This window comes from Cytobacillus sp. FSL R7-0680 (genome assembly GCF_038009245.1).
Classification (GTDB): Bacteria; Bacillota; Bacilli; order Bacillales; family Cytobacillaceae; genus Cytobacillus; species Cytobacillus kochii.
Genome location: NZ_JBBPAO010000001.1, coordinates 1,365,978 through 1,381,204 on the forward strand (window position 1 = coordinate 1,365,978; position 15,227 = coordinate 1,381,204).

Here is a 15,227-nt window from a genome sequence, read left to right on the forward strand (position 1 = left end):
CCTCTATCGATTATTTTTCGGTACCCCTCTTCAACATTGGTAAATGAATGCCTTTATCTATGGCCGTTTGTTTCGCAAGATCATAACCAGCATCAGCATGCCGAACTACACCCATACCAGGATCTGTTGTTAGCACTCGCTGTAATCTCTTCTCTGCTTGTTCCGTTCCATCAGCAACTATCACCATGCCAGCGTGTAAGGAATAGCCCATACCTACTCCACCGCCATGATGTACTGACACCCAACTAGCACCACCAACACTATTAATTAAAGCATTCAAAATTGGCCAATCTGCTACTGCATCACTGCCGTCCTTCATGGCCTCTGTTTCCCTATTAGGTGAGGCAACAGAGCCTGAGTCAAGATGATCTCGCCCAATTACGATTGGTGCTTTTAATTCACCAGATGCAACCATATCATTAATTATTTTTCCAAACCTTGCTCTTTCGCCATAACCTAACCAACAAATTCTTGAAGGTAACCCTTGAAATTGAATTTTTTCTCTAGCCATTTTAATCCAGTTACATAAATGCTTATTATCTGCAAACTCTCTTAAGATGACTTCATCTGTTTTATAAATATCCTCTGGATCTCCCGAAAGTGCTACCCATCTAAAAGGGCCTTTCCCCTCACAAAATTGTGGACGAATATAAGCAGGGACGAATCCTGGAAAGGCAAAAGCATCTTCCACACCTTCATCATGCGCGACTTGACGAATATTGTTACCGTAATCAAATGTAATCGCACCTTTATTCTGCATTTCAAGCATAGCAGCCACATGAATGGCAATTGACTTCTTAGCTTTTTGAACATAATCTTGTGGATTTTCAATTCTTAACTTGGCTGCTTCTTCCATTGAATAAGCAATTGGAATATAACCATTTAACGGATCATGCGCGGATGTTTGATCTGTTAATATATCAGGGATGAAACCGTCGTCCAACATTTGAGGGAGGATTTCAGCTGCATTTCCAAGCAAGCCAATTGACAGTGACTTTCCCTCTGCTTTTGCTTCCTGTGCAAGCACAATCGCTTCTTTCATATCGTAAACTTTTTTATCCAAATATTTTGTTTCTAATCTTCGGTCTATTCTCGTCTCATCTTTATCTATTGCAATACAAACACCCCCAGCCATTGTCACTGCTAATGGCTGCGCCCCTCCCATACCCCCAAGGCCCGATGTAAGTGTAATCGTTTGCTTTAAAGAACCATTAAAATGTTGCTTTGCCAGTTCTGAAAATGTTTCATACGTTCCTTGCACAATTCCTTGGCTGCCAATATATATCCAACTACCTGCAGTCATTTGGCCGTACATTATTAAACCTTTTTTGTCTAGTTCATGAAAGTGATCCCAATTTGCCCATGCAGGAACAATGTTAGAATTGGCAATTAATACTTTGGGTGCATCTTCATGTGTTTTAAAAACCGCAACAGGTTTCCCTGATTGCACAAGCAATGTTTCGTCATTTTCAAGCTGGTGAAGAGTTTCCATCAAACTATCGTAGCTCTCCCAATTTCGAGCCGCTTTACCAATCCCGCCATATACAATTAATTCATCAGGCTTTTCTGCGACTTCTTTATTTAAATTATTTCTTAACATACGAATAGCAGCCTCTTGAATCCAACCTTTTGAATGAAGTTCACTACCTGTATAATTAATAATTTCTCTCTTCACTTTTTCCATCATTATCCCTCCAACTCATTCATAAGTTTATTTTAACTTAGAATTTTCAGAATAAACCGTCTATTAATATTGGATTATTTATATTTTTTTGTGATTTGTTACTTTGATTTATATAGTTATTTATTCATTTATTTGATTTATATAAAAATATAAAGATTATATAACTAAACCATTTTAATTCTGCCGTTCTATTTTTATTATTCTTCTATTTATAAACCATCTAATTCTTTTTTGATCTGAACCAATTCCGTTTCTTTCACGGTAGAATTGCCTCTTTTAATTAATGTTGATTCTGCTCTCTTCATGCCAGACTCGACAATATGTTTAATGAGACTTTCCATGGATTGATTAATCGGCCAAAACAAAAAAATCCAAACAATCATTCTAGGTTTTAAGGAAAAATTGAATGATTGTTCAGATTGAGTTTTGTTTATGATTTCGAGACGAGATGTTCTAGCTGTTCGTCATTAATAAATCGTTGTATATTTTTAAGCGTCAGCTGGTTAATTCTTTGGACTGCTTCAAAAGTAGCCCCACCTATATGAGGAGTTGCTATCACATTTGCTTGTTTTGACAACTCCGTAATAGAAGGCTCTTTTTCAAAAACATCTAATGCAGCACCTTTAATCACATGATTTTTTAATGCTGCAAGCAGGTCCACTTCATTGACTAATCCGCCGCGTGAGATATTAATAAGAAACGCACTCGGCTTCATTTTTGCTAACGTTTTTTCATTTATTAGATGGCGATTTTTCTCAGATAACGACGTAGAGAGAATAATGTAGTCGGCAGTTGATAGTAAATCGTCAAGTTCAGTAAAGGTAACATTCAGCTCTTTCGCTTTTTCCTCGTTTCGGTAATGGCCGAAAGCAATGACTGACATATCAAAACCACTTGCTCTTTTAGCAATTGCTTGTCCGATTGCACCGAAACCAATAATCCCTAACTTTTTCCCGTAAACTTCGTTCCCCATAGAGAGCTGCCATTTACCATTTTTCATCTCATGATCTTTTTGCGCAATTTGTCTTGAAATTGACAATAATAACGAAAAGCCAAGATCTGCTGCGGAATGTGCATTTTCCCCTGGTGCATTTGTAACAACAATCCCTTTTTTCTCAGCATAGTTCACATCGATGTTATCGTACCCTGCTCCGAATTTAATAATGTACTTTAAATTGGGGGCATGGTCAATGACTTCTTGATCAATTTTCACAATAGCAACGACGATGATATCAACATCTTCGACTTCTTTTAATAACTGTGATTTTGTAAGTCCACTATCACTATGAACGAACTTCACTTCTGCATTTAACTGCTTCGCTTCTTCTATGATTGTCGGATATTCCTCGATAAAGGGATCTCTAATTAAATATAAAACTTTCATTTTCATCTTCACCTTTATGTTCATTTTTGTTAGTACGTACGACTGGTGTTTGCACGAAAAGTACTTGGAGAGCACTTCATGATTTGATTAAATACTTTATTAAAATATTGTTGATTACGATAACCACATTCTTTCGCAATTATTTTAATAGGAAGATTTGTTTCCGTCAATTGCTGGGTCGCCTTTTTTATACGACGCATCGTAACAATCTCTCTAAAGGATTGCTTATAATACTTCGTTAATAAGGAGCTAATATAGCTTGTATTACGATTAAATTTGGCAGCAATCATATCTAAGCTTATCTCTTTCTCATGATAATGTTCTTCTAGATAATGATATATTTGCTTGGCTAACTTCTCGGACTTCGAGTCTATTTGCATGTCTGTATCTATTAAACTAGCTATCAGCTTGATCATTTCTTCTATTACTCGATAAATAAGTGGTGAGTATAGAATCGTTTGGAATAACGCTTGATATTTTTCTTCCTTTTCTTTATCAATTAAATGCCTTGAAATCATGTATCGTCTAATTTGTGCCAAAATACTCGTTAACCTAATTCTAATAATAGCTGGATCAGGGTAAGGCGAAGTTAGACTTAAAAATTGCTCATATAGCCATGTTTTGATTGCTTTTATATCCCCTCGCCGTAAATAATCAATCCAAAACTCCTGCTCTTTTGGTGTTAAAAAAGGGTCAATACTCACCCATTCGTTTGCTGACCATGGAATAAGCTTATTTAGACCAGTGTAAAAAGAAAGCTCCATTCGTTGCTTAATCTTACCGTACTGTGATTGCAGTAGACCTGTATCATTTGTATTTCCTTCGGCTAAAATAATCGCTTCATTTGATTCTTTTTCCCATCCACGAATAAAGGTATGGCATTTTCTTAAAAGATCTTGGTCATTCTCCTCTACAAGGCACAAAATCATCTCAGGTAAAAGAAATACTTTTTTGACATTTGCCCATGAATGACCCATTACATATGTATATAACTTAAATATTTCATATGGATGAATAGTTCTCATTCCTATGACCTTTACATGATGGGCTTGATTTTTTTGCAGTAAGGTTCTATCTTCAGTATTGTCTTCTGCTATTTGCGCATGGTTCAGGCTTTTGCTATGCATACGATAAAGAATCTGAAGTGATCGAAGCACATCCTCTGGTGACACAGGTTTTACTAATAAATCACTCACTCCTATTTCAATGGCTTTCTTTGCTTGATCAAAAGTAGGTTCAATCGTCATTGCTAAAATTTTTATGTTTAAGATAGGCACAAGCTGTTTTAATTTCTTATATCCCACTGAATCGAACATTTCCATTTCCAACAATAAGAGATCCGGACTTTGTTTTTCCAAGGTTGTAAATACTGCATTTGTAGATGATCTTATTTCAATTTGCCAAGTAGGATATACGGTTTTAATTAACCATTTTAATCCCTCTGCATCGACGTTATCTCGATCAGCAATCAAAATTTTATACATTAAAATCATCTCCTTTTTATTATGTTAGCTTAAAATGCAAAAGTAAACAATTTTGAAAAAAAAGATAAAAATGAGACAAGTTCTGCTGTTCAACCTGCATACATATGAAGTACAACCTAATAATGAGGAGAGATAGAATGAAGTTTCTAATTATTACAAAGCAAACGATAATCACTGTTTTATTATTAATTGCCCTTATTGCATCTGCTTCGGTATGGCTTATATCAAAAAATGGGAGTTTAGCGGTGTTTGGGAATACGACAGAAACGACAAGGGAGATTGAAATGGTAACAACGGAATATAAAACAACAATGGAAAATGGGGAAGAAATGGAAGTCTATCGCTGGGATCCAGGAACTGTATTTTTAGAGGTCGGAGAAAAGGTCAATTTAAACATACTAGGTGTGATGGGTAAGGAACATTCCTTTTATATAGAGGGAACTGATATTAAAGGTGTGGTTCAAAAAGGAGAAGAAACTAAAGTCCCCCTCCAATTTGACGAAAAAGGTACCTATCAACTCATCTGCCATAACCATTCCCAAGAGGAAGATCACGGAAAAATGATTGCTTACATTGTTGTACAATAATTATCATTTTCTCTAAGAATATTCAACATAGACAATAGCCAATGAATAATGAAGCGAACAAATTGAATATACTTTTGATTTGTTCGTTTTCCTATTATAATCTCCTTTATGTATCCAGAGAATATCGCTTGGAAAAATCAAAAATCATAAACAACGATTCTATTTTCTTATAATTTAATTTTCAGGAGGGACAAAGGTGTCTAAAGATATGGTTTTTCTTTTTGGTGCTATCGTATCTATGATTGGGTTTCTTCTCCAACGAACTTATCAAACCTGCAAAAGAGATACATAGCCTTTATTATTTTTACCAGTATTCTGTTTTCAAGAATTTATTCGATAATAAATTCAATACAGTAAACTAGTTAAAGAGCGCTAAAACATAGCCTTAAAAAACACAATTCGGTAATCGCAATATGCTTCATAAAAAAACTGCCGTAACTCGTACGACAGTAGAATTTCCTTCTATATTATTATTTTGAAATAAACATTTGTGTCCAATAATGACCGTGAGAACCACCTTTAACATAACCAACACCAATCTCAGTGAACTGACTAGATAAGATATTTTTACGGTGTCCATCGCTATTCATCCATGCTGTTACAACAGCTTGTGCACTTGTTTGGCCAGCTGCAATGTTTTCCCCTGCTGCATTGTATGTTAGACCAAAATCTTTTATCATTTGAAAAGGAGTGCCATATATAGGAGATTGATGACTAAAGTAACGATGATCGATCATGTCTTGAGATTTAAAGCGTGCCACTCGCGCGAGCTCCCAATTTTCTTTTAATGGTTTTAAACCCACTTTAGCGCGCTCTTCGTTTACAAGCTGAACGACTTGAGATTCCATTGATATTGTTGCTTGAGCAGTGGATGGAATTTGAACTGTTTGACCAGGGTAAATTAGGTTGGGATTCCCAATTTGTTTATTAGCTTGAATAATCTCTTGCACCCCTACTTGATACTTCACCGCTATTTTCCACATTGTATCTCCGGATTGCACTGTATGTATGGTTTGAGCACTTGCTATATTTTTCATTCCAAAGACAAGAGTAACAGTTAACAAAAATAATGATAAGTATTTAGTTATTTTTTTCATATTCATATTAAACCAAAATCTATTAAACTATTATAGCGGTAATTGTTGCCTACATTGGGTAAAAGAAGCTTAGATAGTAAATGAAAGGTAATGCAGGAAAAATCATTACCTATAAATTTGAAATCTGCTCTGAATTTACTTTTTTACGTCATTAAAAATTTTATTGAACAATGGTGTAGGGAATTTGCCTTTATTCTCGTCTATTCTTATGATAATGTTAGTTACTTGTTAGAATCAGATGACAGCAATAGGAAAAATGATTATAATGGAGTAATGACACTAGAAACTGATAGAATAGAAAGGTATTGAGAGATGAACGAAATCAATATTAGTTTATTTAGAGGAATAAATGACCTAGGCTTTGAATATCCAGATTTGAACCCAATAATTGTTTTTATTGCCGAATATACCGTAATATTATTAGCCTTAATAACTTTGATGTATTGGTTTACACGTAAAACAAAACATCGCTATATGGTGATGACGGCAGGATTCACATTTATTTTAGCTGAAATTATTGGTAAGTTCGTTGTTAGCAAACTTCACTTTAACTACCAACCTTTTGTCGAATTGGATAATGTCAATCAGCTTATAGATAAAACGGCAAATAATTCTTTTCCAAGTGATCATACGATATTATTCTTTTCATTTTGTATCGTCTTTTGGTTATTTAATAAGAAAAATGTATTGTGGCCCATTCTTTCTGTATTAGTAGGTATCTCACGAATATGGGTTGGTGTTCATTATCCATTTGATGTGATAACAGGGGCACTCATTGCCATCATTTGTGCGATTATCATGTATAACCTTATAGGTAGAATGCAATTGTTCACGACACTTTTAGAAGTATACGAAAAAATAGAAGAAAAAGTATGGCCAAGAAAAAATAAAGGTAGACATGTAAATCGATAGAAGCGGGATGGATCTTTTTTAGATCCATTCTTTTTTTTCCTTTCTGTTATTGAACAAAAATAAGGGGAGATTATGTAGCATTTGCTCAATAATTTAGCGAAAATGCACAATGATTCGGTGAAAACGACTTATACTCGGTATTCATTCAGGTTTTCTATTTGAAGTAACGCAAACCGTTTTGGCCCGACTTTTACCTTCGTTTTATCTTCGTGATATGTTAACACTGTCTACTTATTTAGTTGTTTATTAGCTTTTAAATTCAGTAGATTGGTTATCCCCCTAATCATGTTGGTTAATTACACTTACCTGTTAAAAAAACAGACTGCCAACTAGCAGTCTGCCTACAAGATTATTTCCACCAATCGTCATGCATAGATGCTGGCATTTGTCTTTTATGTTCCGTTATGATATACCTTTGCTCAATTTTCTTTGCAGCTTCCGCACTGACTTCTTTTCCTTCTAAATAGTCATCAAGCTCATCATAAGTAATTCCTAGTTCTGTCTCATCAGCTTGTCCTGGTGTTTGATCAAGTAAATCTGCTGTCGGTACTTTCATATAGATGCTCTCTTCTGCACCTAGTTCTTTTAATAGAGCTTTACCTTGTCGCTTAGATAAGCCTGCTAGTGGCAATAAGTCTGCTCCTCCATCACCGTACTTTGTATAAAATCCTGTAACTGCTTCTGCAGCGTGGTCCGTACCAATTACTAAAAGACCCATTTCTCCACCGAAAATATATTGGGCAATCATACGTGTTCTTGCTTTCACATTCCCTTTATGGAAATCTTTTAGCTCAGCAATATCGGCCACTTCATTATATACTTTTTGAATCTCATCGACTGGTGATTTCACATTATAAACATATGTTTCATCCGGTTGAATAAATCGCAATGCTTTTTGTGCGTCATCTTCATCATGCTGTTCTCCGTATGGTAATCGAATCGCCACGAACTTGGCTTCATATCCTTCCGCCCGTAATTCTTCTACTGCTATCTGTGCTAATCGTCCGGCTAGTGAAGAATCTTGACCACCACTTATACCCAATACAAATCCTTTTGCACGAGCCTGCTTGACATAATTTTTTAAAAAATTGATTCGTTCAATGATCTCTTCTTTCGGATCAATCAATGATTTGACATTTAAAGCAGCGCGAATCTTATCTTGTATGGACATCATTCCTCATCCTTTCATCAAGCTTTAGCATTTAGGCTATCTTTAATTTTTTTCTTTATTGAATCAATCAGTTCTATTTTGTTATTCCAGCAATTTGGACTTAAATCTACAGGATATTCTTCCGGATTTAATGACCTTCTATACTCATGCCATAATAGAGATAGGTTTTCTTTCACATATCCTTGTATCTCTTGAAGACTAGGCTTTTCATAAACTAATTTTCCATCACTAAAAATGTCCTGATGTAAGTCTTTCGCTTCGAAATTGGTGACAAACTTACTAATATAGGTGTGGACAGGGTGGAACATTTTTAAACGTTCTTCTTCTTTAGGATTTTCACTCTCAAGCGCGATATAATCACCCTCTGATTTGTGATTTTCCCTATTTATAATTCGATAAACACGTTTCAAACCTGGGGTTGTTACTTTTTCTGGATTCCCACTAATTTTAATTGTATCTTCCATTTCCCCAGCTTCATTTTCTATAGACACCATTTTATACACAGCACCCAGTGCAGGTTGGTCATAACCTGTAATCAACTTTGTCCCAATACCCCAAGAATCAATTTTGGCACCTTGTGCTTTAAGATTCATAATTGTATATTCATCTAAATCGTTAGAAGCAACAATTTTTGTGTTAGTAAATCCAGCTTCATCTAACATTTTTCTAGCTTCTTTAGATAAATAAGCTAAGTCCCCGCTATCAATTCGAATACCGACAAAATTAATACGATCACCTAACTCTTTTGCTACCTTAATAGCCGTTGGTACACCAGAACGAAGCGTATCGTATGTATCAACAAGGAAGGTACAATCTTTATGTGTTTGTGCATATTTATGAAAAGCGATATATTCATTTTTATATGCTTGTACAAGTGAGTGAGCATGTGTCCCAGCTACTGGGATATTAAACATTTTACCAGCACGCGTATTTGACGTAGCCCCAAACCCGCCAATTACAGCTGCTCTTGCTCCCCAAACACCGGCATCCATTTCTTGGGCTCTTCGGGAACCGAACTCCATTGCCACACCATCATCTAACACTTCCATAATCCGTGCAGCTTTCGTAGCAATTAATGTTTGGAAGTTGATGATATTTAATAATGCTGTTTCTATTAATTGCGCTTGAGCAAGCGGTGCTTCAATTCGTACAATTGGTTCGTTGGCAAAAACAAGCTCTCCTTCAATCATTGAACGAATATTACCTGTAAAACGCAAATCCGCTAAATAATCAAGAAACGCTTCTGGATAGTGTAATTCATCTCGCAAATAAGCAATATCACTTTTAGAAAATTCGAACCCTTGCAGGTAATCAATGATGCGCTCAAGACCAGCGAACACGCCATAGCCATTCCCAAAAGGTAGTTTCCTAAAATAAATATCAAAAACCGCTTTTCTATCATGGATACCATCTTGCCAATAGGTTTGTGCCATATTAATTTGATATAAGTCTGTGTGTAATGCCATGCTGTCATCTGGATATGGCTTGTTCATACTATTTTATACCCCTTTTTCGTTATTTAACTATTGCATTCAGAGAACCACTAAAATGTTCGAGTGCCCATTTATGACCTATTTCGTTAAAACTTGCTGTAGCTCTTTCATAGACAACCATTGAAAACCCTTTGTTATAGGCATCTACAGCAGTGTGTAACACACATATATCTGTACAAACGCCAACTAAATGCAATTCGTTAATGTTTCGTTCTCTTAGTAAAAGTTCTAAATTCGTCCCGCAGAATGCACTGTACCTTGTTTTATCTAACCACTTTACATGCTCTAAACCCTTATTTTCCTCATAAACTTGTTTTAAATTACCATATAGCTCTCTACCTACTGTGCCGTTTATATTATGAGGCGGGTATAGCCTTGTTTCAGGATGAAAATGATCATTTTTTTCGTGTCTATCGATAGCCAAGATCGTTAAATCACCATTTTTGATAAAATCAGCTGTTATTCGTACAATTTCATCTTCAATAGCAATTGCCGGTTCCCCACAAGGTAATGCTCCGTTAACAAAATCATTGGTATAATCGATATTAATCAAAGCCCTTGCCACTAGTATCTCCCCCGTTATCTTTCTTGGTATCGACCTGTATATATAGGTTTCACTACTTCGACTTCATTAAACCTATATAATTGCGTTGCTTTTTTTGACGTTCTTTGCGTGGTTTTACCCTCAACCTTTTCTATAAAAGGAAGGGATTTAATTTTTCTAGCAAATGCTTGCTCATTTAGTATAGCGGGATCTTTTGTAACTGTTGATAATACGGCTTGTAATTCTGAATATGTAAATTCATCTTGTAATAAATTTTTTGCAGCTGTTGTTTGTAACAGCTCTCTTTTTATTACGCTCAATGCATCACAAATAATTTGTCGGTGATCAAATGCAAGTTCTAATTGCAGGACATCATGAATATTCACTAATTTAACGGCAGATGCGTCATCATTTGCATTCATTTCCCTTAAGTCTTCCTCAGAGATAATTGCATAATGCGCATTGGATATGATCCAACCTCTATTATCACGACCGGGTTCATCGTATATACCAAAATGCTTCATATGCACACAATCAATCCCAGTTTCCTCTTTTAATTCCCTAACAGCTGCTTGTAAGGCGTTTTCATGAACGCCAACAAAGCCGCCTGGCAGCGCCCATTTCCCTCCCTCTGTGTTTAACTCCCCTTCTTTATTCCACTTAGCTCTTTCAATTAACAAAAGGTTTAAGCTCATATCGGGTGGAGTAAATGGTTTAGATTCTTCTGTTACGATGGTAAAAACAGCAATATCTGCTGTATAGCCATCTGGTGTTCGATATTTTTTAGTCATAAGGTAATTGCCCCACCACCATGAATTAATTAACAACTTGATAATTGTTAATTATATTTTACCCTACTTTAAAGAAACTTCAACTCTAATGATTTATTTGATTGCAGGAGTTTTCTTTTTTCCTAAAGAATATATGAGAGGAGGAATAATACTTTTTTGGAAAGGAAAGAAACCATGATTGAAAACGTCTCGAATCATATACAAACAGTACGTTTATTAACAATCCAATCACTTGATAAAATAAATCCAGCATTCATTTCGACTGTACCAAAAGGATTTAATAATAATATTCACTGGAATTTCGGTCATATCGCTTATATACAGGAGAGACTTGTATTTGAACTAACAGGAGAGCGAATGGGGATTGGAAGTGAGTATGAAACATTTTTTGCTGCAGGTACTGCACCACATCTTTGGCAAGGGAATCCGCCATCTATTTTAGAAATCAAAGGTGTATTACAAGAACAGACAGAGAGAGTCATTTCCGTTACCAAAAACAAATTTACTAAAACCTTGCCAACCCCATTCACCAATAAAATGGGGATTACTTTTCAAACAGTTGGCGAATGTATCCTTTTTTCTACCTTTCATGAAGGGATGCATTTAGAAACAATTAAAAGAATATATAAAAGCACGATAAATAAGTAAACCAAAAACAAAACATAGTTGACATAAAAAACCCTCCAAATTATAATGTAAACTATATTATACATAAGGTTAACATTATAAATGAGGTGAAAGAATTGACGAAAGAACAATTACGATTAAGATCGCTCCTTACGACAGCATTATTCGCAGCTATTATTGGGATTATGGCACAATTAATTATCCCTTTGCCACTTGTCCCAATTACTGGACAAACATTAGCCATTGGATTAGCAGCCGTCATTTTAGGGTCGAAATATGGCACTTTTTCCGTACTCTTATATTTAGCCTTAGGATGTGCTGGCGTGCCCGTTTTTGCAGAGTTTTCTGCAGGTTTCTCAGTTATTGTCGGACCGACTGGTGGCTATTTAATTAGCTATATACCAGTAGTATGGATTATGGCTAAATACCTTGAGAAAACAAAATTCACATTTGCACATGCGCTTACAGCAAATATCATAGGTATGTTTATTACGTTAATTATTGGAACGGCGTGGTTAAAGTGGATGGCTGACTTAAGTTGGACCGCAGCATTTCTGTCAGGGTTCGCTCCATTTATTATCGGTGGTTTTATTAAAGCGTTGATGGCAGCATGGATTGGATTGCTAGTTAGAAAACGACTCATTAGTGCTCGATTACTTTTTACGAATCAATTATCAACTAAGGCAGTCGATAAAAGAGCCTCTTTTTAAAAAGTGAACGAATGCGCATACATCTAAATTGTGTGCGCATTTTACTTTTCAATATTATAATCTTACATTCCCTCTATATATACATTGGATTTAAACTGACACTGGTCTTAGTCCATTTCTCACTCCTAAGCTTACTACTTTCTCTTTGATTTTTTTCTATCTCCACAATCACATTTAATATGATTGATTAACACCGCCCTTTTTAAGCCCTCTTATCTCTAGTCTAACCAACTTTATATATTTGCCCACATTCCAGTATGCATGCAGTTTAAATCTAAATAGTCGATTTTTTATTATTTCATCCTTAGCTGAAAAAATTTTTTGTTTTTAAATGTCCACAAATAGTAGTCAAAACAACCGGTGTACCAACTACCGCAGGAATAAAGTAATAGCTAAGGCGATAAAACATTAAAACCATAAATGTTAATTCTGCAGGTATTCCGTGAGATTCAAAACCGATTAGAATAACTAAATCAAACGAACCAATTCCCCCCGGTAACATACTTATTATGCCAGCACAAGCAGCTACAATGACAATTGGGAAAACAGAAAATAAAGAAAAATTGACACCGACTATATTTAAAATACCCCAAATACAAATAACGACAAATATCCATTCAAACACAGAGATCATTAATAGTTCCGTTATAAACTCCCTCTTGATAGGCAAACTTTGCAGTTTTCTTTTAATAAAATAGACAAAAAGTAGTAGAGGGGTATAAAGCGCAACAATCCAAATAGCAAGATGAGCTAATCTTAACTCTGAGAAAAGTTCAGATCCATTGAATAATACAATCCAAGACAAGATGGATAAACCACAAAGATAAAATAATGACAGTTTAGCGATTACCTTAATATATGGGATATTATTGTCTAAGTAGGGGCGGTAATAAACCGTTCTTAATGTTGCGCCGGCTACCCCGCCAAACCCAATTAAGTTTGAGTAAGCATTTGCAGATAACGAATACCCTAACAGTTTTTGCATCGGAATTTTAACCTGCAGTAATCGATTTAAAATAACATCATAAAAAAACATTGGAGACAAACAAATTAATCCTAGAATAATAATGAAAAAAATCCGCCAAAATGAAAGCTCATCCAAATAATGCTCAAGTAAAGCCCAGTTGAAATCTTTAAAAAATTTATTTGCTTCCATTATTACAATGAGCAAAATAATACATGGCATAACATATTTTACTATTTGAATTAATTTTTGATTAGAAAAAATTGACACGATAATTCACCTTATTCACTACTTTTACAACCATTTTCATTCCCCTTTTGTTTCGATCCTATTAAATATGTATTCAATACTTGTCCATAAATGAACAACCGATTTATGGAAACATTATTAAGCCTAACATGAAAAGGGCTATCCCGCCTATATAAGTAACAAAAAAATATAAAAATGCCATCTTTTGTTTCTTCACAATTAATTCCACCATCTCCAACTGAACAGATGAAAAAGTTGTAAATGCCCCCAAAAAACCAACTACAAGTAAAGCTGATACATTTTCCCAATGTAGAAAGTGAACAACCACACCCATTAAGAAACAACCAAGTAAATTAACGATAACCGTTCCATAGGGAAAGAGTGAGTTGGTTTTGCTATTTATCAACGTTGATAAGGAGAAACGGGCTATTGCACCAAAAAATCCACCTATCATCACATAAAGTATTTCACTCATTTGTTCCCCTCACCTCTTTACGTTTACCAAAAACAATACCAAGATAGGCCATCACTAAACCTAGTGCGATATTAAATACGATATATACAAAAGCTTGAATGATAAATCCATTTTCAACTAATAAAACCGTATCCGCACTAACAGTCGATAATGTGGTAAATGATCCAATTACCCCTACAGTGATTGCTTGTTTAAGATTAGGATCAATCGGTAATGTGATGGACGATAAATAACCGAGAATAAAGGCACCAAACACATTAATTATCAAAATATCTAAAGGAAATGCACTCTGCCAAAACTGTCCGATGACAATTGTGATAGCAAACCTCATGCTTGCACCTATCATCCCGCCAATTCCAATATATAGATACTTCATCCTTTACCTCCTTGCTTCAAAAAAATTGTTTATGCATACTATCGATTAAATGAGCCAAGCTAACAGTGAAAGAAAAAAAGAAAGGATGTTAAAAGATGAAAGGTACAATCATTGCTGTTGCTCTTTCAAGTTCTCTACTATTAACAGCTTGTGGCATGAATAATGGACAAGATACGAACGACACTGCTTATAGAGCACCAGATATGCATGACCCCGCAAAAGTTGGATATGAAAGAAATGGTAACAATGATAGACCAAGTATTGACAACAATATTCATACTCGTAATGTCGATTATGATGGAACACAACATTCAATGAGGTTTGCCGATAAAACAGCAGATAATATTACACAAATGGACGAAGTTAAAAGAGCACGGGTTTTACTTACTGGCGACAATGCCTATGTGGCAGCAACCTTAGCGAATGGTAATGAATTAACACAAGATCTAGAAAAGAAAATCGCTGATCAAGTAAAATCAACTGACCAGAACATTGATGATGTCTATGTATCAGTAAACCCTGATTTCTACAACCGTGTGGACACATATGCAAAAGATGTTCGCAATGGAAAACCAATTGAAGGCTTCTTCGATGAATTTAGTGAAACAGTGAAACGAATGTTTCCTAATCATGAATAATGGTCAATTTATGGTCTGGTAGGGAATATCCCTATCAGTCC

The 15,227-nt window shown here is 35.3% G+C and carries 16 protein-coding genes; 5 read left to right on the forward strand and 11 right to left on the reverse strand.

All coding sequences use genetic code 11. The features are described 5' to 3' along the window. Window positions 1–10: 10 nt before the first annotated feature. From hutU to MKY26_RS06855, 3 genes are all read right to left on the reverse strand, one after another. Window positions 11–1,687: a urocanate hydratase gene (gene hutU / locus MKY26_RS06845; protein WP_341094142.1), complete on the reverse strand. Its 1,677-nt coding sequence runs from the start codon at window positions 1,685–1,687 to the stop codon at window positions 11–13. A 427-nt stretch (window positions 1,688–2,114) separates the two neighbouring features. Further along, complete coding sequence (locus tag MKY26_RS06850) at window positions 2,115–3,068, reverse strand: phosphoglycerate dehydrogenase (RefSeq protein ID WP_095373149.1); 954 nt, start codon at window positions 3,066–3,068, stop codon at window positions 2,115–2,117. Between the two features lie 29 nt (window positions 3,069–3,097). Beyond that, window positions 3,098–4,552, reverse strand: a complete 1,455-nt coding sequence (locus tag MKY26_RS06855) for a helix-turn-helix domain-containing protein (RefSeq protein WP_341094147.1) — start codon at window positions 4,550–4,552, stop codon at window positions 3,098–3,100. 137 nt (window positions 4,553–4,689) lie between these two features. Between MKY26_RS06855 and MKY26_RS06860 the strand changes: the two genes are divergently transcribed. Continuing rightward, a complete protein-coding gene (locus MKY26_RS06860; protein ID WP_095373146.1) occupies window positions 4,690–5,139 on the forward strand; it encodes a cupredoxin domain-containing protein in 450 nt (149 codons plus the stop codon). Window positions 5,140–5,609: 470 nt separating this feature from the next. On the opposite strand, the gene safA is transcribed toward MKY26_RS06860, so the two are convergent. Then, window positions 5,610–6,176, reverse strand: a complete 567-nt coding sequence (safA, locus tag MKY26_RS06865; protein WP_445293137.1) for a SafA/ExsA family spore coat assembly protein — start codon at window positions 6,174–6,176, stop codon at window positions 5,610–5,612. Between the two features lie 372 nt (window positions 6,177–6,548). On the opposite strand from safA, the gene MKY26_RS06870 reads away from it, so the two are divergent. Next, on the forward strand, window positions 6,549–7,148 hold the full coding sequence (locus MKY26_RS06870; protein WP_095373144.1) for an undecaprenyl-diphosphatase: 600 nt from the start codon (window positions 6,549–6,551) through the stop codon (window positions 7,146–7,148). A 349-nt stretch (window positions 7,149–7,497) separates the two neighbouring features. Here the strand turns inward: MKY26_RS06870 and nadE are convergent, their stop codons facing one another. The 4 genes from nadE to MKY26_RS06890 are packed head-to-tail and all read right to left on the reverse strand — an operon-like array spanning window position 7,498 to window position 11,147. Further along, complete coding sequence (gene nadE / locus MKY26_RS06875; RefSeq protein WP_341098672.1) at window positions 7,498–8,319, reverse strand: ammonia-dependent NAD(+) synthetase; 822 nt, start codon at window positions 8,317–8,319, stop codon at window positions 7,498–7,500. A 17-nt stretch (window positions 8,320–8,336) separates the two neighbouring features. Then, window positions 8,337–9,812 (reverse strand): nicotinate phosphoribosyltransferase, encoded by a 1,476-nt coding sequence (locus tag MKY26_RS06880; RefSeq protein WP_095373142.1) that lies wholly within the window; start codon window positions 9,810–9,812, stop codon window positions 8,337–8,339. 22 nt (window positions 9,813–9,834) lie between these two features. Next, window positions 9,835–10,377: a cysteine hydrolase family protein gene (locus MKY26_RS06885; protein ID WP_095373141.1), complete on the reverse strand. Its 543-nt coding sequence runs from the start codon at window positions 10,375–10,377 to the stop codon at window positions 9,835–9,837. Window positions 10,378–10,391: 14 nt separating this feature from the next. After that, complete coding sequence (locus MKY26_RS06890) at window positions 10,392–11,147, reverse strand: NUDIX hydrolase (protein WP_341094163.1); 756 nt, start codon at window positions 11,145–11,147, stop codon at window positions 10,392–10,394. Between the two features lie 156 nt (window positions 11,148–11,303). On the opposite strand from MKY26_RS06890, the gene MKY26_RS06895 reads away from it, so the two are divergent. Beyond that, a complete protein-coding gene (locus MKY26_RS06895) occupies window positions 11,304–11,795 on the forward strand; it encodes a DinB family protein (protein WP_341094167.1) in 492 nt (163 codons plus the stop codon). Window positions 11,796–11,890: 95 nt separating this feature from the next. Continuing rightward, a complete protein-coding gene (locus tag MKY26_RS06900) occupies window positions 11,891–12,484 on the forward strand; it encodes a biotin transporter BioY (protein WP_341094169.1) in 594 nt (197 codons plus the stop codon). Window positions 12,485–12,788: 304 nt separating this feature from the next. Here MKY26_RS06900 and MKY26_RS06905 read toward each other — a convergent pair whose 3' ends face one another. The 3 genes from MKY26_RS06905 to crcB (MKY26_RS06915) form a co-directional block, all read right to left on the reverse strand. Continuing rightward, window positions 12,789–13,718 (reverse strand): lysylphosphatidylglycerol synthase domain-containing protein, encoded by a 930-nt coding sequence (locus MKY26_RS06905; RefSeq protein WP_307313650.1) that lies wholly within the window; start codon window positions 13,716–13,718, stop codon window positions 12,789–12,791. A gap of 103 nt (window positions 13,719–13,821) precedes the next feature. Then, entirely contained in the window at window positions 13,822–14,172 is a 351-nt protein-coding gene (gene crcB, locus MKY26_RS06910; protein WP_341055748.1) for a fluoride efflux transporter CrcB, read from the reverse strand. Then, on the reverse strand, window positions 14,165–14,548 hold the full coding sequence (gene crcB, locus MKY26_RS06915) for a fluoride efflux transporter CrcB (protein ID WP_341055750.1): 384 nt from the start codon (window positions 14,546–14,548) through the stop codon (window positions 14,165–14,167). The genes crcB (MKY26_RS06910) and crcB (MKY26_RS06915) overlap by 8 nt, the downstream gene beginning before the upstream one ends. A 95-nt stretch (window positions 14,549–14,643) precedes the next feature. Here crcB (MKY26_RS06915) and MKY26_RS06920 point away from each other — a divergent pair, with 95 nt between their 5' ends. After that, window positions 14,644–15,186: a YhcN/YlaJ family sporulation lipoprotein gene (locus tag MKY26_RS06920; protein ID WP_095373137.1), complete on the forward strand. Its 543-nt coding sequence runs from the start codon at window positions 14,644–14,646 to the stop codon at window positions 15,184–15,186. Window positions 15,187–15,227 lie beyond the last annotated feature (41 nt).